We start from the raw sequence: 15,341 nt of genomic DNA on the forward strand, positions 1-15,341 counted from the left end.
CCACCCCGCAGTCTGCCGGAACCGGGAGGTGTGTGCCGCACGTCCCACGGTCAGTGAAGACGCGAGATCGGAGCTGCCATGAATAAACGGGGAATCGTCGTCGCGCTACTGGGGGGCCTGCTGGTCGCCGGTTGCGGGGCCGACAACAAGGACAGCGCCGAGTCGACGGCGGCCCATCCGGCGGTGCGCCAGGCGGACGGCGGGGCCGCCGCTCCTGAGGCCGCGCAGGGGCCGACGCAGGGCAAGGACACCGCGGCGCAGGCGCCGGATCTGCGGGTGGATCAACGTTCGATCGTCTACACCGGTTCGATCACCGTGCGGGTGGACGACGTGACCACCGCCGCGGCTCAGGTCACCGGCATCGCGTCGGGGGCCGGCGGGTTCATCGGCGGCGACGAGCGGCAGAGCGGTACCGGCTCCGCCACCGCGAACATCACGTTGCGTATCCCGGCCGACAAGTTCACCTCGGTGGTGGACCAGATCGGCAAGCTCGGCAAGGAGGAGAGCCGGGGCCTCAACACCGAGGACGTCACCGAGCAGGTGGTCGACCTGGACGCGCGGATCTCGGTGCAGAAGGCCCGGCTGGACAGCGGCAAGCGCCTGCTCGCCGAGGCGAAGAGCCTGGACGACCTGGTGATGCTCGAGCGCGAGGTGGCCACCCGGGAGTCCGACCTGGCCTCGCTGGAAGCCAAGAAGCGCCGCCTGGCCGATCTGACGTCGCTGTCCACGATCACGGTGGTGCTGCTCGACCCGGAGGCGACCGCGAAGGACGGCGACGACGAGCCGACGGGTTTCCTGGCCGGCCTGTCCGGTGGCTGGAACGCGCTGGTCGCCTCGCTGGGCGTGCTGCTGACGGTGCTCGGCGCGCTGCTGCCCTGGGTCGTCGCGTTCGGCGTGCCGGTCTGGGCGGTCATCCACTTCCTGCGGCGTTACCGCCGGCGCAACACTCCGGCCCTGGCCCCGCAGCAGCCGTCACCGGGCAACTGATTTCGAGGTACGGGGTGGGCACGGGCCGTGCTCACCCCGTACCTCTCAGAAAGCTCCTGTGGAGAGCGCGGCGAGCGCGGTGTGGGCCATCACCCGCACGCCGTGGCCGATGCAGCTCTCGTCCACGTCGAAGTCGCCCTGGTGCAGGTCGTGCCGCTCGTCCGAGCCGGGGGTGCCGGTGCCGAGCCGGATCATCGCGCCCGGCACGTGTTCCAGGTAGAACGAGAAGTCCTCGCCGCCCATGCTGAGCTCCGCCTCCACCACCCGGTCCGGGCCGAGGGCGGCCCCGGCGGCGCCGGCGATGACGGCCGACGCCATCCGGTCGTTGATCACCGGCGGAACGCCGCGGATGTAGTTGACGTCGACCTCGGCGCCGGTCGGCGCGACCACCTCGTGGATCAGTCGGGTGATCAGCTCGGGGGCCTCACGCCAGGCGTCCCGGCTCAGCACCCGGACGGTGCCGCGCAGCTCGCCCGCGCCGGGGATCGCGTTGAACGCCTGACCGGCGTGCACCGCGCCCCAGACCAGGGAGAGCCCGGACCGGGGGTCGAGCCGGCGGCTGAGCAGGCTGGGGACGTCCACGATGATCCGGCCGAGCGCGTGCACCAGGTCGGCGGTGAGGTGCGGCCGGGCGGTGTGCCCGCCGGGACCGGTGAGTTTGACCTCGACCGCGTCGGCGGCGGCGGTGAACGGCCCGGAACGCACCCCGACCAGCCCGGACGGCAGCTGCGGGTAGCAGTGCAACGCGTAGATGGCGTCGACGTCCTTGAGGCCGCCGGCGGCGATCACCTCGGGCGCGCCGGACGGCATCGCCTCCTCGGCGGGCTGGAAGAGCAGCCGGATCCGGCCGGGCAGCAGACTCTGCTCGTCGAGCTGGGCGAGGGCCATGCCGAGGCCGAGCATGATCGTGGTGTGCACGTCGTGACCGCAGGCGTGCGCCCGGCCGTCGACGGTGCTGCGGTACGGCACGTCCTTGAGGTCCTGCAGCGGCAGCGAGTCGATGTCGGCGCGGAACGCGATCATCCGGTCGCCGGTGCCGATGTCGCAGATGACGCCGTTGCCGCGCGGCATCATCCGCGGGCTGAGACCGGCGACGGCCAGTTCCCGGGCGATCAGCGCGGCGGTCTCGAACTCGGAGTGGGACGGCTCCGGGTGGGCGTGGATGTGCCGGCGGATCGCTACCAGCTCGGCGCCCCTCTTGGCGAGCCAGCGGTCCAGCCGGCCGGGGAGCGGGTCGGTGCCGGGCAGTTGCCCGGGCCACGACGTCTCAGCGCCTTCCGGCGCCTCCAGAGCAGTAGTCACGTCGGCTTCCGTATCACTCTCGAGTTTCGTCGGATTACGCAACGGCCGACAGCTTAGTCCGGTTTTCCGTAACTCTGTGTAACGGTCGCGTAAAAGAGGTCGGCCCACGGGAGATCGTCCCGGCCGCCAACCCCTCAACGGGTAGTGGATCGCGCAGGTGACGCGACACACCACGAGTGCGTCTCACTGATCAGAACCGCTCGACGGGGCGATGGACACCCCAGACTCCGCGGAGGGTGTGGCACACCTCCCCTACGGTGGCACGCAGCCGCAACGCCTCCTTCATCAACGGTAGGACGTTCGTACTTCCGGCGGCGGCCTTCGCCAGATCTGCCAGCGCGGCCTGCACGGCCGGTTCGTCGCGCTCGGCCCGCAGCTTCGCCAGGCGGGCCACCTGGGCGGCCTCGATCGCCGGATCGACCCGCAGCGGCTCGTATTTCTCCTCGGTCTCGGCCACGAATCGGTTGACGCCGACGACGACCCGCTCGCCCGAGTCGATCTCGGTGGCGATCCGGTAAGCCGACGCCTCGATCTCGTTCTTCTGGAAGCCGGCCTCGATCGCGTCGACCGCCGAGCCGAACTCGAAGACCCGGTCGATCAGCGCGGTCGCCTCGGTCTCCACGGCGTCGGTCAGCGCCTCCACGGCGTACGACCCGGCGAACGGATCGACGGTGCCGGTCAGGCCGCTCTCGTAGGCGAGCACCTGCTGGGTGCGCAGGGCGAGCCGGGCCGACTTCTCGGTGGGCAGGGCGAGCGCCTCGTCGTACGAGTTGGTGTGCAGCGACTGGGTGCCGCCGGCCACCGCGCCGAGCGCCTGGATCGCCACCCGGATCAGGTTGACCTCGGGCTGCTGCGCGGTGAGCTGGACGCCGGCGGTCTGGGTGTGGAACCGCAGCATCAGCGACTTGGGGTTCTTCGCGCCGAACTCGTCGCGCATGATCCGCGCCCACATCCGCCGGGCCGCCCGGAACTTGGCGATCTCCTCCAGCAGCGTGGTGCGGGCGACGAAGAAGAACGACAGCCGGGGCGCGAAGTCGTCGACGGCCAGGCCGGCGGCGATCGCGGTCCGGACGTACTCGATGCCGTTGGCCAGGGTGAACGCGATCTCCTGCGCGGGCGACGCGCCGGCCTCGGCCATGTGGTAGCCGGAGATCGAGATGGTGTTCCACTTCGGAATCTCGGCCTTGCAGTAGGCGAAGGTGTCGGCTACCAGGCGCAGCGACGGCTTCGGCGGGAAGATGTACGTCCCGCGGGCGATGTACTCCTTGAGGATGTCGTTCTGGATCGTGCCCTGCAGGGCCGTCCCCGGGACCCCCTGCTCCTCGGCGACCAGCTGGTAGAGCAGGAGCAGCACCGAACCCGGCGCGTTGATCGTCATCGAGGTGGACACCCGGTCCAGGGGGATGTCCTTGAAGAGCAGCCGCATGTCGTCGATCGAGTCGATCGCCACGCCGACCTTGCCGACCTCACCGTGCGCGATGGGGTCGTCGGAGTCGTAACCCATCTGGGTCGGCAGGTCGAAGGCGACGGACAGGCCCATGGTCCCGGCCGCGAGCAACTGGTGGTAACGGGCATTGGACTCGGTGGCGGTGCCGAAACCGGCGTACTGCCGCATGGTCCACGGCCGCTTCGTGTACATCGTCGAATAGACGCCGCGAGTGTAGGGATATTGACCGGGCTCGTCGGCCCCGGCGCTCGCGGGCACGTCAGCAGGGCCGTACACCGGCTTGATGGGAAACCCTGACTCTGCATTCACACGGGTGATCCTAAGACTCGTTAAGGCGGCCCACCGTGAGGAATTTGCCACCCTCCGTGGGAAATCGCTCCACCCTGCGCCACTCGATCGCTACCCACGGTGGAAGTGTGGTGAACAGTGACGCAGCGGCTTTCGTTACAGGGCAACCTGCGGGCAAGATAGCGGGGTTGGTCGACAGCCCCTATACCCCCTCGGTGGCATCCTCAGTGACTCAAATTCCGACGTGGAACGGTGGTTCGGCTCCGGTCAGCGGACGCGCCGCCCCGGGCACGCTCATCGGCGGGCGGTACACGCTGCGCGCCGCGGTGGGTCACGGTGGCATGGGAACCGTGTGGAAAGCGGCGGACACGCTGCTGCGCCGCGACGTGGCGATCAAGGAGGTCATCCTCCCGCCCGGCCTCGCACCGAGCGACCGCGACGCGATGTACGAGCGGACCATGCGCGAGGCCCGGGCCGCGGCCGCGCTCCAGCACCCCGCCGTGGTGCAGGTCTACGACGTCGTGCACGAGAACGGCCGGCCGTGGATCGTGATGGAGCTGCTGGACGCCCGCAGCCTCGCCGACATGGTCATCGAGGACGGCCCGATCTCCCCGCGCGTGGTGGCGAAGATCGGCATCGCGCTGCTCGGCGCGCTCGAGGTGGCCCACGCCCACGGGGTGCTGCACCGCGACGTCAAGCCGGCCAACGTGCTGATCTGCGGTGACGGCCGGTGCGTGCTGACCGACTTCGGTGTCGCCCGGATGCCCACCGACGTGCAGCTGACCACGCCGGGCATGGTGCTCGGCTCGCCACACTTCATCTCCCCGGAGCGGGCCATGGGCCACGACTTCGGGCCGCCCAGCGACCTGTTCTCGCTCGGCGTCACGCTCTACACCGCGATCGAGGGCCGGCCGCCGTTCGACAAGGGCGACCCGATCGAGACCATGCACTCGGTGGTCGAGGACCCGCCCGCGCCGGTGGTGCGAGCCGGCTCGCTGACCCCGGTGCTGATGGGCCTGCTGGAGAAGAACCCGGCCCAGCGGATGGACGTTCAGACCGCCCGGACGATTCTGCGGCAGCAGCTGGCCGGCCCGCTGGCCAGCAAGAACCCGCCGCACATGATGACCGACCCGTACTCGGTGGTCCCGTCGCCGCGCCCGGTCAGCCCGGCCCCGGCGGAGACCCAGCAGATCCCGCCGCAGCCGCAGCCGTCCGGCCAGATCGGGGGCCGGGCGATGCTCTCGGCCGACGAGTCGCTCACCGACCACCTGGCGAAACTGGAGCAGCAGAACTCCGGTGGCCGCCGGCGCGCGCCCGAGCCGCCCGTCCCGGCCTCCAGCAAGAGCGTGCCGACCGGCACGATGCCGGCCTACAAGCTGCCCGACGGCGGCCGGTCCTCGGCCGACCCGACAAGCGTCATCCCGCCGCAGAACTCGTGGGTGCAGCCGCCCGTCGCCGAGCCCCGCCAGGGCACCGTGGTGATGAGCCCGGCCGCCAAGCGCCGCACCACGGTCGGCAATGTGGTCGGCACGGTGCAGCAGACCGCCGGGCGGGCCGCCGCGACCTTCCGGTCCTGGCCGCGCAACAAGCAGCTGATCTCCGGTGGCGCGGCCGCCGTGGTGGTGCTGATCCTGGTGCTGGCCTTCGCGCTGAGCGGGTCCGACGAGAAGCCCGCGCCGACGCAGGCGGCCGAACGGCCGAACGCGCCCGCGGCCGCCGCCTTCGAGACCACCGACTACAAGGGCAACGCCGCGGTCAGCGTGAAGGTGCCGGCCGGCTGGACCCGGGCCGCCGGTGGGGTGTACGTGGATTACATCGAGCCCACCGACAAGACCACGAAGGTGCGGGTCCTGGTGGAGAAGGGCTCGGTCGACCCGACCAAGTTCGTCACCCAGACCGCGCCGGCCGGGCTGAAGAAGGGCAAGACCTGCCCGGCGCCCTTCACCTCGGTCGCGGTGCAGCAGGTGCAGGTATCCGGGAACCCGGGGGCGCAGTTCGAGTACACCTGTGGCGAGGGCGAGAGCATGCGTCACGGCATCTGGCGGATGACCACGGTCGGCGGCAAGATGTACTCCTTCTACCTGACCACCACCGACGCCAAGTTCGCCGACTACAAGAAGTACTTCGACACCATGGCGGAGACGTTCCAGCTCACCCTGTGACGGCCCTGTGCTATCAATCCCTGATGGCACCACAAGTTGATGTTGACCTGATCGCCCGGGCCGAGGCCTGGCTCTCCGACGACCCTGATCCGGTGAGCCGGGCCGAGTTACGCGCGGTGATCGACGGTCTGCCGGGTACGGCGGCCGACCTGAGCGACCGGTTCGCCGGACCGCTCACCTTCGGCACCGCGGGCCTGCGCGGCCGGCTCCGCGCCGGGCCGAACGGCATGAATCTGGCGGTGGTCACCCGGGCGGCCGCCGGTCTGATCAACTGGCTGGGCGCGCAGGGCGGCGAGGGCCCCCTGGTCATCGGCTACGACGCCCGGCACGGTTCGCGGGAGTTCGCCGAACGGACCGCGCGGGTGGCGACCGGAGCCGGGCGGGAGGCGCTGCTGCTGCCGGGCACACTGCCGACCCCGGTGCTGGCGTACGCGGTGCGCGCGCTCGGCGCGGTCGCCGGGGTGATGGTCACGGCCAGCCACAATCCGCCGCAGGACAACGGCTACAAGGTCTATCTCGGCGCTGCGCTGGGCGGCCCGGCCGGGGACGGGGCGCAGATCGTGCCGCCGGCCGACGCCGGCATCGAGGCAGCCATCCGGGCGGTCGCGAGCGTGGCGTCGGTTCCGCTGGGCGGTCCGGGCACGGTTCTCGGCGACGACGTCCTTGAGGGGTACGTCCGCAGCGCCGCCGCCGTCCTCACCGAGGACGGCCCGCGTGACCTGGCCATCGCCTACACCCCGATGCACGGCGTGGGTGGCTCGACGGTGGTCGCCGCGTTCGCCGCCGCCGGTTTCCCCGCTCCCGCGGTCGTCGCCGACCAGGCCGAACCCGACCCCGCCTTCCCGACCGTCGCCTTCCCCAACCCGGAGGAGCCGGGCGCGATGGACCGGCTGCTGGCCCTGGCCGCGTCGTCCGGCGCCGACCTGGCGATCGCCAACGACCCGGACGCGGACCGCTGCGCCGTGGCGATCCCCGGTCCCGGCGGCTGGCGGCCGCTGCGCGGCGACGAACTGGGGGTGCTGCTCGCCGACCATCTGATCCGCCGCGGCGTCCCCGGCCTGTACGCCACCACGATCGTCTCGTCGTCGCTGCTGGGCCGTCTGTGCGCGGCCCGCGGCGTGCCCTACGCGGAGACCCTGACCGGCTTCAAGTGGATCGTCCGGGCCGCTGACGAGCTGGCGTTCGGTTACGAGGAGGCGCTCGGTTACTGCGTCGCCCCGGCCATGGTCCGCGACAAGGACGGCATCACGGCCGCGCTCACCGTCGCCGAACTGGCCGCCGAGCTGAAACGCCACGGCCGTACCCTGGCCGACCGGCTGGACGAGCTGGCCGCCGAGTTCGGTCTGCACGCCACCGATCAGCTGTCGGTACGGGTCGACGACCTGGCGGAGATCGGCGCGGCGATGGGCCGGGCCCGGCGCAACCCGCCCGTGACGCTCCTCGGAGCGCCGGTGGTGGACGCCGTCGACCTGCTCCCGGAGAACGACGTGCTGACGTTCCGGACCGCCACGGCCCGGGTGGTGATCCGCCCGTCGGGTACCGAGCCGAAGCTCAAGGCGTACCTCGAAGTGGTCGTCGACGGTGACCCGGCGACCGCCCGCACCCGGGCGGCGGCCGAGCTGACCGCCCTCCGCGCCGAGATCGCGGCAACGCTCGGCGTCTAGGGCCTGCTGTCCCGGGGCTTCGGCGAAGCCCCGGGAGACGACCTCAGATCGGTTTCGGAGTTCCCAGGGCGGCCTGGATGGCCTTGCCCAGAGTGGCGACCACCAGTGCGACGCTGGGCCGCACGATGGAGTCCTCCAGGCTCACGTCACCGACGAAGCCGGCGTTGCTGGCGATCTCCGCGAGCCGCTCGTGCGCCCGCGCGGACTCCTCGGCCGGAAGCTTCAGCGCCGGGGTCATCCGGGCGGCGACGAGCAGGGTCGCCAGCGCGGCGGTCCGCTCGTCGGGCAGCGTGTCACCGATCAGGGCGGCGGCCAGCCGCTGCCGGATCTCGGCCTCGTAGGCGTGGTCGGTGGTCGGGTAGCGGTGCACGTGGATCACGCCGAGCTGGGTCTCGTCGACGTCCTGCACGACACCCCGGGCACACAGGTCCTCCAGCACCCGCGTGCGCAGCCGGTGCCGGAGACGCTGCAGCCACTGCGCGGGCGTGTGCGGCTCGTCGGTGGCCACCTTCGCCAGCACGGCGTCGGCGACCGGGTCGCCCAGGGGGGTGGCGTCGACGACGGCGAGGTGGCCGTCGGCGGCGTAGGCGATCCGGTTTGCCAGCGCGAGGTCGATCAGCACCGCGGCGGCCATGCCCAGGTCGAGCCCGATGCGGGAGCCCGTGGCCTTTCCGGTCTGGTCGTCATACGCGAGGAGCAGAAGTTCCTCGGCGAGCGGGATGGGGGTCATAAATGGCAACGATAGTGGTCCTCGTCATCAGCTCCGATCCCCAGGTCGGTCAGATCCAAGACCATCCTGCGAGCCGTGTCACTCCGCCGTTACCGCTACTTGAGCAACGATCGGCTCGATCACCGGACGGGTGATGCCCGTTCCGGACAGGTCCGGGAGAATCCTGCCCCGATGGGCGAACCAGGTCAGGGAGTCCCGGATGCCCTCGGCGACGGTGCGCCCGGCCCGCCATCCCAGGAGCTCCGCCGCCCGGGTGCCGCGGGTGAACGCCCCCGCCGGATCCCCCGGCCGGCGCGGCGCCGCCACGGTCGCGACCGGGCGGTCCGCCACCCGGTTGAAGGCGTCGACGAACTCCAGCACGGTCGTGCCGGCGCCGGTGCCCAGATTGATCGCCAGGTGCCCGCCGCGGCCCGCCGGGAACAGCGAGTCGAACACCTCCAGCGCCCGCAGGTGCGCGCCGGCCAGATCCCACACGTGCACGTAGTCGCGGATTCCGGAGCCGTCCCGGGTCGGGTAGTCCACGCCGGTGACCGGGAACGGGCGGCCCTCCCGGTACGCCTCGATCAGCCTGCCCAGGACGTGGGTCGGGGCCGGCAGTTGCAGGCCGGTCCGCATCCGCGGGTCGGCGCCGATCAGGTTGAAATACCGCAGCGCCAGGGTCCGCAGCGGGGTGGCCGCCCCGATGTCGGCGAGCATCTGCTCCACGATCAGCTTGGTCCGGGCGTACGGGCTCAGGGCCGTCGTCGCCGACTCCTCGTCCACCGCGAAGTCGTCGCCCGGCCGGCAGATCGCCGCCGAGGAGCTGAACAGCAACCGGGTCACCCCCCGGCCGATCAGGTGATCGACGAACTCCAGCGTCTTCGCCACGTTCTCCCGGTAGTAGTACGCCGGGGCGCGCACCGAGTCCGGCACCACGATCAGCCCCGCGCAGTGCACCACCGCGGTGATGTCCGGATGGTCGTCGAAGATCCGGTCGAGCACCGCCGCGTCGGCGATGTCACCGAGATAGAAGAGCCGCCCCCGGCAGAACTCGCGACGGCCGGTGACCAGGTTGTCGAGGATGATCGGCTGGTGACCGGAGTCGACGAGACATGACGCGATCGTGCTGCCGATGAAACCCGCGCCACCCGCGATCAGAACCTTCACCGAGGTCCTCCCGATGCCGAAGTCCGCCAGAAGGCTAGCGCCACCGGCTACAACGACCCGCGCCGGATAAGGTGCTCCGCGTGCAAGCGATCCTGGCCACCCTCGGCTACGTGCTCTCCCCCGACCGCCGCAGCGTGCTGATGATCCGGCGGGACGCCCGCCCCGACGACATCCATCACGGCTATTACAACGGACTGGGCGGCAAACTCGAACCCGGCGAGGACATCGTCACCGGCCTGCGCCGGGAGATCCACGAAGAGGCCGGTCTCGACTGCACCGAGATCGATCTGGCCGGGACGATCTCCTGGCCCGGATTCGGCCGCGGCGGGGAGAACTGGTTCGGTTTCCTCTTCCGGGTCACCGCGTGGACCGGCACGCCGTACACCGCCAATCCGGAAGGCTCCCTGCACTGGGTCGACGTCGCCGAAGTCCTCTCCGGCAACCTCCCGATGTGGGAATCCGACCGCCATTTCCTTCCGCTGGTCTTCGCCGCCTCGCCGCAGGTCTTCCACGGCGTCATGCCGTTCTCTTCCGGCAAGGCGACCAGCTGGTCCTACACCCTCTGATCCGGTACGACCCAGCCAGTCCGCAAACGCGACGACGGCCGCCCCGTGGCTCCCACGCGAGCTTTCGCACGGGTCACCACCGAGACGCGCCTTTCGGGCGTGTGCGATGGCTGAGGCGTATCGGAGAAGGCTTCTCAGAAGCGGCGCATGCCGCCGAACTGGCGGTCGCCGGCGTCGCCGAGGCCCGGGACGATGTAGGCCTTCTCGTTCAGGCCCTCGTCGATGGACGCGGTGACCAGGCGCAGCGGCAGGCCCGACTGCGCGAGGCGCTCGACGCCTTCCGGGGCGGCCAGCACGCAGCAGATGATGATGTCGGTGCAGCCGCGGTCGGCCAGCAGGCGGCAGCAGTGCAGCAGGGAGCCGCCGGTGGCCAGCATCGGGTCGAGCACCAGGACGGGCCGGCCGGTCAGGTCGGCGGGCAGCGACTCCATGTACGCCCGCGGCTCGTGGGTCTCCTCGTCGCGAGCCAGGCCGACGAAGCCCATCGACGACTCGGGGAGCAGCCCCAGGGCGGCGTCGGCCATGCCGAGGCCGGCCCGCAGGACCGGGACGATCAGCGGCGGGTTGGCCAGCCGGGTGCCCTCGGTGGGCGCGACAGGCGTCTCGATGGGGTATTTCTCGACGGCGAAGAGGCGGGCGGCCTCGTAGACGACCATGGTCGTCAGCTCGTGCAGCGAGGCACGGAAGACACCGGAGTCGGTCTCGGTACGGCGCATCGCGGTGAGCCGGGTCTGGGCCAGCGGGTGATCTACGACAAGGACGTCCACGGGCAACAACCTATCGTTCAACCAAGATCAACTGTCACAGGGTTGCGTAGAATCGTCTTCATGACTGTGACAGCGTCCGCTGGTCTGTCCGATCTCCGCTCCTTCCTGCACGGCCTGCCCGGGGTCGACAAGGTGGGCGTCGAGGCGCGGGCGGCGGCGCTCGCCACCCGCTCGGTCAAGGCCACCAGCAAGGCCACGGCGATCGACCTGGCCATCCGCATGGTCGACCTGACCACCCTCGAGGGCGCCGACACCCCGGGCAAGGTGCGAGCCCTGTGCGCCAAGGCGCGGCGCCCGGACCCGGCCGATCCGTCCTGCCCACCGGTCGCCGCGATCTGCGTCTACCCCGCGATGGTCGGCGTGGCCAGCGCCGCCCTGGCCGGTTCCGGCGTGCATCTGGCCAGCGTGGCCACCGCGTTCCCGTCCGGGCAGGCGCCGCTCGAGGTGAAGCTCGCCGACACCCGTGAGGCGGTCGCCGCCGGGGCTGACGAGATCGACATGGTGATCAGCCGGGGCGCGTTCCTGGCCGGCGACTACAACCGGGTCTTCGACGAGATCGCCGCGGTCAAGGACGCGTGCGGCGGCGCCCACCTCAAGGTCATCCTGGAGACCGGCGAGCTCGGCACCTACGACAACATCCGCCGCGCCTCCTGGCTGGCGATGCTCGCCGGGGCCGACTTCATCAAGACCTCGACCGGCAAGGTGGCGGTCAACGCGACCCTGCCGATCACCCTGGTCATGCTGGAGGCGGTCCGCGACTTCCGGGAGCGGCACGGCCGGGTCATCGGGGTCAAACCGGCCGGCGGCATCAAGACCACCAAGGACGCCATCAAATACCTGGTGCTCATCAACGAGACCGCCGGCGACGACTGGCTGCACCCCGACCGGTTCCGCTTCGGCGCCTCCTCACTGCTCAACGACCTGCTCATGCAGCGCACCAAGCTGACCACCGGCCACTACGCCGGCCCGGACTACTTCACCCTGGACTGAGCTGACCAGGGCGGCTCCGCCGCAAACCCGTAAACCCATTGGGGAGCCCTCATGTTCGAGTACGCACCAGCCCCGGAATCCCGATCGGTGGTGGACATCGCCGGGTCCTATGGGCTGTTCATCGACGGCGAGTTCGACGGCGGCAAGGACGGCAACGTCTTCAAGACCGTCAACCCGGCCACCGAGGAGGTGCTGGCCGAGGTCACCTCGGCCGGCTCGGAGGATGTGGACCGGGCCGTGGCCGCCGCCCGTCGGGCGTTCGGACCCTGGTCGTCGCTGCCCGGCGCGGAGCGGGCGAAGTACCTGTTCCGGATCGCCCGGATCATCCAGGAGCGGTCCCGTGAGCTGGCCGTGCTGGAGTCGCTGGACAACGGCAAGCCGATCCGGGAGTCCCGCGACGTCGACCTGCCACTGGTCGCCGCACACTTCTTCTACTACGCGGGCTGGGCCGACAAGCTGGCCTACGCGGGGTTCGGCCCGGACCCGCGGCCGCTCGGCGTGGCCGCCCAGGTGATCCCGTGGAACTTCCCGCTGCTGATGCTGGCATGGAAGGTCGCGCCCGCCCTGGCGACCGGCAACACGGTGGTGCTCAAGCCGGCCGAGACCACCCCGCTCTCCGCGCTGTTCTTCGCCGACGTGTGCCGGCAGGCCGACCTGCCGCCCGGCGTGGTGAACATCGTCACCGGGGCCGGCGACACCGGCGCCTACCTGGTTCAGCACCCGGATGTGAACAAGGTGGCGTTCACCGGCTCGACCGAGGTGGGCCGGGAGATCGCGCGGACCGTGGCGGGCACCGGCAAGCGGCTCACCCTGGAGCTCGGCGGCAAGGCCGCGAACATCGTCTTCGACGACGCCCCGATCGATCAGGCGGTCGAGGGCATCGTGAACGGGATCTTCTTCAACCAGGGGCACGTCTGCTGCGCCGGTTCGCGGCTGCTCGTGCAGGAGTCCATCGCCGAGGAGCTGCTCGCCTCCCTGAAACGGCGGATGGCCACGCTGCGGGTCGGTGATCCGCTGGACAAGAACACCGACATCGGCGCGATCAACTCCGCGGCCCAGCTCGCCCGTATTTCGGAATTGTCAGAAATAGGGGCAGCAGAGGGCGCGGAGCGCTGGTCTCCGGCGTGCTCGCTGCCGGACCGGGGCTTCTGGTTCGCGCCGACGATCTTCACCGGGGTCACCCAGGCCCACCGGATCGCCCGGGAGGAGATCTTCGGGCCGGTGCTGTCGGTGCTCACCTTCCGCACCCCGGAGGAGGCCGTCGCCAAGGCCAACAACACGCCGTACGGATTGTCCGCCGGCATCTGGTCGGAGAAGGGCTCGCGGATCCTCGCCGTCGCCGACCGGTTGCGGGCCGGGGTGGTGTGGGCAAACACGTTCAACAAGTTCGACCCGGCGTCGCCGTTCGGCGGCTACAAGGAATCCGGCTACGGCCGGGAGGGCGGCCGGCACGGCCTGGAGGCGTACCTTGCCTAAGTCATCGAAGGTCTTGGAATCGGGGCCGTCCCGGCTTACCGTTCGCAAGACCTACAAGCTCTACATCGGCGGCAAGTTCCCGCGCAGCGAGTCAGGACGAACCTACGTGGTGGACGGCGACAACGTGGCCCTCGCCTCACGCAAGGACGCCCGTGACGCCGTGCTCGCGGCCCGGGCCGCCCAGCCGAAGTGGGCCGGCACCACGGCGTACAACCGGGGTCAGGTCCTCTATCGCGTCGCCGAGATGCTCGAGGCCCGCCGGGGCGAGTTCACCGCGCTGGGCGTCCCCGGCTCCGAGGTGCACGCCGCCGTCGACCGCCTGGTCTGGTACGCGGGCTGGTCCGACAAGATCGCCCAGGTGACCGGTGGCGCCAACCCGGTCGCCGGGCCGTTCTTCAACATCTCCGCGCCGGAACCCACCGGAGTCGTCGCCGTCGTCGCACCGGCCTCCCTGCTCGGTCTGGTCAGCGTCGTCGCCCCGGCGATCGTGACGGGAAACACCGTGGTCGTCCTGGCCGCCGGTCCGCAGGTCGCGATCACCCTGGCCGAGGTCCTGGCCACCTCCGACGTCCCGGGCGGCGTGGTGAACCTGCTCACCGGGCGATATGCGGAGACCGCACCGTGGCTCGCCTCGCACGACGACGTCAACGCCCTCGACCTGACCGGGGTGGAGCATCCGGAGCTGGCCGCCGAACTGGAACGGGCCGCGGCGGGCACCCTGAAGCGGGTGATCAGGCCCGGGGCAGCGACCGACTTCACCGCCGATCCCGGGCTACGGCCGATGACGGCACTGCTGGAGACGAAGACGGTGTGGCATCCGAAGGGCTACTGAGCCCACCGGGGACGCTGTCACACAGCGTTGCCGACTAGGGTGTGTGCCCAGAGTCACCAGTCCCACCACCCCCAGATCACCCGGAGGTCACCGTGACCAGCCAGTCCGACGAGCCCGAGGCGTCCGCGCCGGTGGCTGAGAAGTCCTCGCCCGAGGGGTCTTCCGGGCGGGAGCTTTGGGATCAAGTCCGCATCGAGCCGGTGGAGATCGCGCTGCCGGGTGGGGTGGGTCTGACCCTCCGGGCGTACCGGAAGGCGTCCGAGCTCACGCCGACCGAGATCGAGGTCGATGAGGACGACCCCTTCGAGGCCCGCAAGCGGCGTGCCGAGAAGGAGGCGGAAGAGGAAGAACTGGCGCTCCTCGCCGAGGCTTCGCCGGATGACGCGGACCCCACCACCGCCGAGGAGCCGGACCCGGCCGACTTCGAGGACGAGAAGGAGGCCCAGCCGGCTGACGAGGAAGTACCCATGTTCCTCAGCCACAAGGGCCGACTGATCGCGTTCAAGAGCGCCGAATCGCTCGTCTCGTTCGTTCGTTCGGGTGCTCCGCACGATCTCGCACAATTGGACAGCTGGGGCGACCTGGCCGAGCGGGTACAGTCGAGCGACGTCGACCCGCAGCCGGAGGACCGCTACGAGCTCGACCTGGTGGTGGAGAACCTGCGCGGCGGCCACGACACGTGGGATCTGCCGTTGCTCATCAACGCCGGCGAGGTGGCCCGTGATCTGGGTTACGCGCTCCGGATCAAACCGGTGATCCTGGCACTGTCGCCCGGTTCGCCCCTCGACGACCTCGACGAGTCCCTCCGAGCTGCCGAAAAGGGCGGAATGGGCGGGTTCTTCGGTCGGCGCCGATTGAAGAAAATCGGGGCACAACAGGCGAGCCTCGGCTGGCGCTCGGTCATCGGCAAGATCTCTGCCGCCGTGGACTGGCGTGACTGACCGATTACCAGGGAACATCAGTCCTTGGCCACAGAGAAGCACT

At 70.6% G+C, this 15,341-nt stretch carries 13 protein-coding genes; 8 read left to right on the forward strand and 5 right to left on the reverse strand.

Going from position 1 to position 15,341, the window contains the following annotated elements:
* Window positions 1-78: 78 nt before the first annotated feature.
* Entirely contained in the window at window positions 79-987 is a 909-nt protein-coding gene (locus Aut01nite_RS10720; RefSeq protein ID WP_043533389.1) for a DUF4349 domain-containing protein, read from the forward strand.
* A 45-nt stretch (window positions 988-1,032) separates the two neighbouring features.
* Here the strand turns inward: Aut01nite_RS10720 and Aut01nite_RS10725 are convergent, their stop codons facing one another.
* Together Aut01nite_RS10725 and Aut01nite_RS10730 are read right to left on the reverse strand one after the other, a co-directional pair.
* Entirely contained in the window at window positions 1,033-2,289 is a 1,257-nt protein-coding gene (locus tag Aut01nite_RS10725; RefSeq protein ID WP_043533388.1) for an amidohydrolase, read from the reverse strand.
* A gap of 190 nt (window positions 2,290-2,479) precedes the next feature.
* Window positions 2,480-4,045 (reverse strand): acyl-CoA mutase large subunit family protein, encoded by a 1,566-nt coding sequence (locus tag Aut01nite_RS10730; protein ID WP_043533387.1) that lies wholly within the window; start codon window positions 4,043-4,045, stop codon window positions 2,480-2,482.
* Between the two features lie 206 nt (window positions 4,046-4,251).
* Between Aut01nite_RS10730 and Aut01nite_RS10735 the strand changes: the two genes are divergently transcribed.
* Window positions 4,252-6,186: a serine/threonine-protein kinase gene (locus Aut01nite_RS10735; protein ID WP_043533386.1), complete on the forward strand. Its 1,935-nt coding sequence runs from the start codon at window positions 4,252-4,254 to the stop codon at window positions 6,184-6,186.
* A 23-nt stretch (window positions 6,187-6,209) separates the two neighbouring features.
* Window positions 6,210-7,850: a phospho-sugar mutase gene (locus Aut01nite_RS10740; RefSeq protein ID WP_043533585.1), complete on the forward strand. Its 1,641-nt coding sequence runs from the start codon at window positions 6,210-6,212 to the stop codon at window positions 7,848-7,850.
* Between the two features lie 43 nt (window positions 7,851-7,893).
* Here Aut01nite_RS10740 and Aut01nite_RS10745 read toward each other — a convergent pair whose 3' ends face one another.
* Window positions 7,894-8,580 (reverse strand): GOLPH3/VPS74 family protein, encoded by a 687-nt coding sequence (locus tag Aut01nite_RS10745; protein WP_043533385.1) that lies wholly within the window; start codon window positions 8,578-8,580, stop codon window positions 7,894-7,896.
* 78 nt (window positions 8,581-8,658) lie between these two features.
* Entirely contained in the window at window positions 8,659-9,726 is a 1,068-nt protein-coding gene (galE, locus tag Aut01nite_RS10750) for a UDP-glucose 4-epimerase GalE (protein ID WP_052164614.1), read from the reverse strand.
* Between the two features lie 80 nt (window positions 9,727-9,806).
* On the opposite strand from galE, the gene Aut01nite_RS10755 reads away from it, so the two are divergent.
* Complete coding sequence (locus Aut01nite_RS10755; RefSeq protein ID WP_043533583.1) at window positions 9,807-10,292, forward strand: NUDIX hydrolase; 486 nt, start codon at window positions 9,807-9,809, stop codon at window positions 10,290-10,292.
* 134 nt (window positions 10,293-10,426) lie between these two features.
* Here the strand turns inward: Aut01nite_RS10755 and upp are convergent, their stop codons facing one another.
* Entirely contained in the window at window positions 10,427-11,059 is a 633-nt protein-coding gene (gene upp / locus Aut01nite_RS10760) for a uracil phosphoribosyltransferase (RefSeq protein WP_043533384.1), read from the reverse strand.
* A gap of 60 nt (window positions 11,060-11,119) precedes the next feature.
* Here upp and deoC point away from each other — a divergent pair, with 60 nt between their 5' ends.
* From deoC to Aut01nite_RS10780, 4 genes are all read left to right on the forward strand, one after another.
* On the forward strand, window positions 11,120-12,049 hold the full coding sequence (deoC, locus tag Aut01nite_RS10765; protein ID WP_043533383.1) for a deoxyribose-phosphate aldolase: 930 nt from the start codon (window positions 11,120-11,122) through the stop codon (window positions 12,047-12,049).
* A gap of 51 nt (window positions 12,050-12,100) precedes the next feature.
* The gene (locus tag Aut01nite_RS10770) at window positions 12,101-13,525 is read left to right on the forward strand and encodes an aldehyde dehydrogenase family protein (RefSeq protein ID WP_043533382.1); all 1,425 of its coding nucleotides are present in this window, start codon (window positions 12,101-12,103) and stop codon (window positions 13,523-13,525) included.
* Complete coding sequence (locus tag Aut01nite_RS10775) at window positions 13,518-14,357, forward strand: aldehyde dehydrogenase family protein (protein ID WP_173476758.1); 840 nt, start codon at window positions 13,518-13,520, stop codon at window positions 14,355-14,357. The genes Aut01nite_RS10770 and Aut01nite_RS10775 overlap by 8 nt, the downstream gene beginning before the upstream one ends.
* A 92-nt stretch (window positions 14,358-14,449) precedes the next feature.
* On the forward strand, window positions 14,450-15,298 hold the full coding sequence (locus Aut01nite_RS10780; RefSeq protein WP_084000135.1) for a SatS C-terminal domain-containing protein: 849 nt from the start codon (window positions 14,450-14,452) through the stop codon (window positions 15,296-15,298).
* Window positions 15,299-15,341: the final 43 nt, after the last annotated feature.

It is taken from the genome of Actinoplanes utahensis (assembly GCF_016862455.1).
Lineage (GTDB): Bacteria > Actinomycetota > Actinomycetes > Mycobacteriales > Micromonosporaceae > Actinoplanes > Actinoplanes utahensis.

Bases quoted from the DNA above. Each gene is read 5' to 3' on its own strand.
- Aut01nite_RS10745 (WP_043533385.1), bottom strand. From the start codon at position 8,580: ATGACCCCCATCCCGCTCGCCGAGGAACTTCTGCTCCTCGCGTATGAC.
- Aut01nite_RS10770 (WP_043533382.1), top strand. From the start codon at position 12,101: ATGTTCGAGTACGCACCAGCCCCGGAATCCCGATCGGTGGTGGACATC.
- Aut01nite_RS10740 (WP_043533585.1), top strand. From the start codon at position 6,210: ATGGCACCACAAGTTGATGTTGACCTGATCGCCCGGGCCGAGGCCTGG.
- Aut01nite_RS10720 (WP_043533389.1), top strand. From the start codon at position 79: ATGAATAAACGGGGAATCGTCGTCGCGCTACTGGGGGGCCTGCTGGTC.
- deoC (WP_043533383.1), top strand. From the start codon at position 11,120: ATGACTGTGACAGCGTCCGCTGGTCTGTCCGATCTCCGCTCCTTCCTG.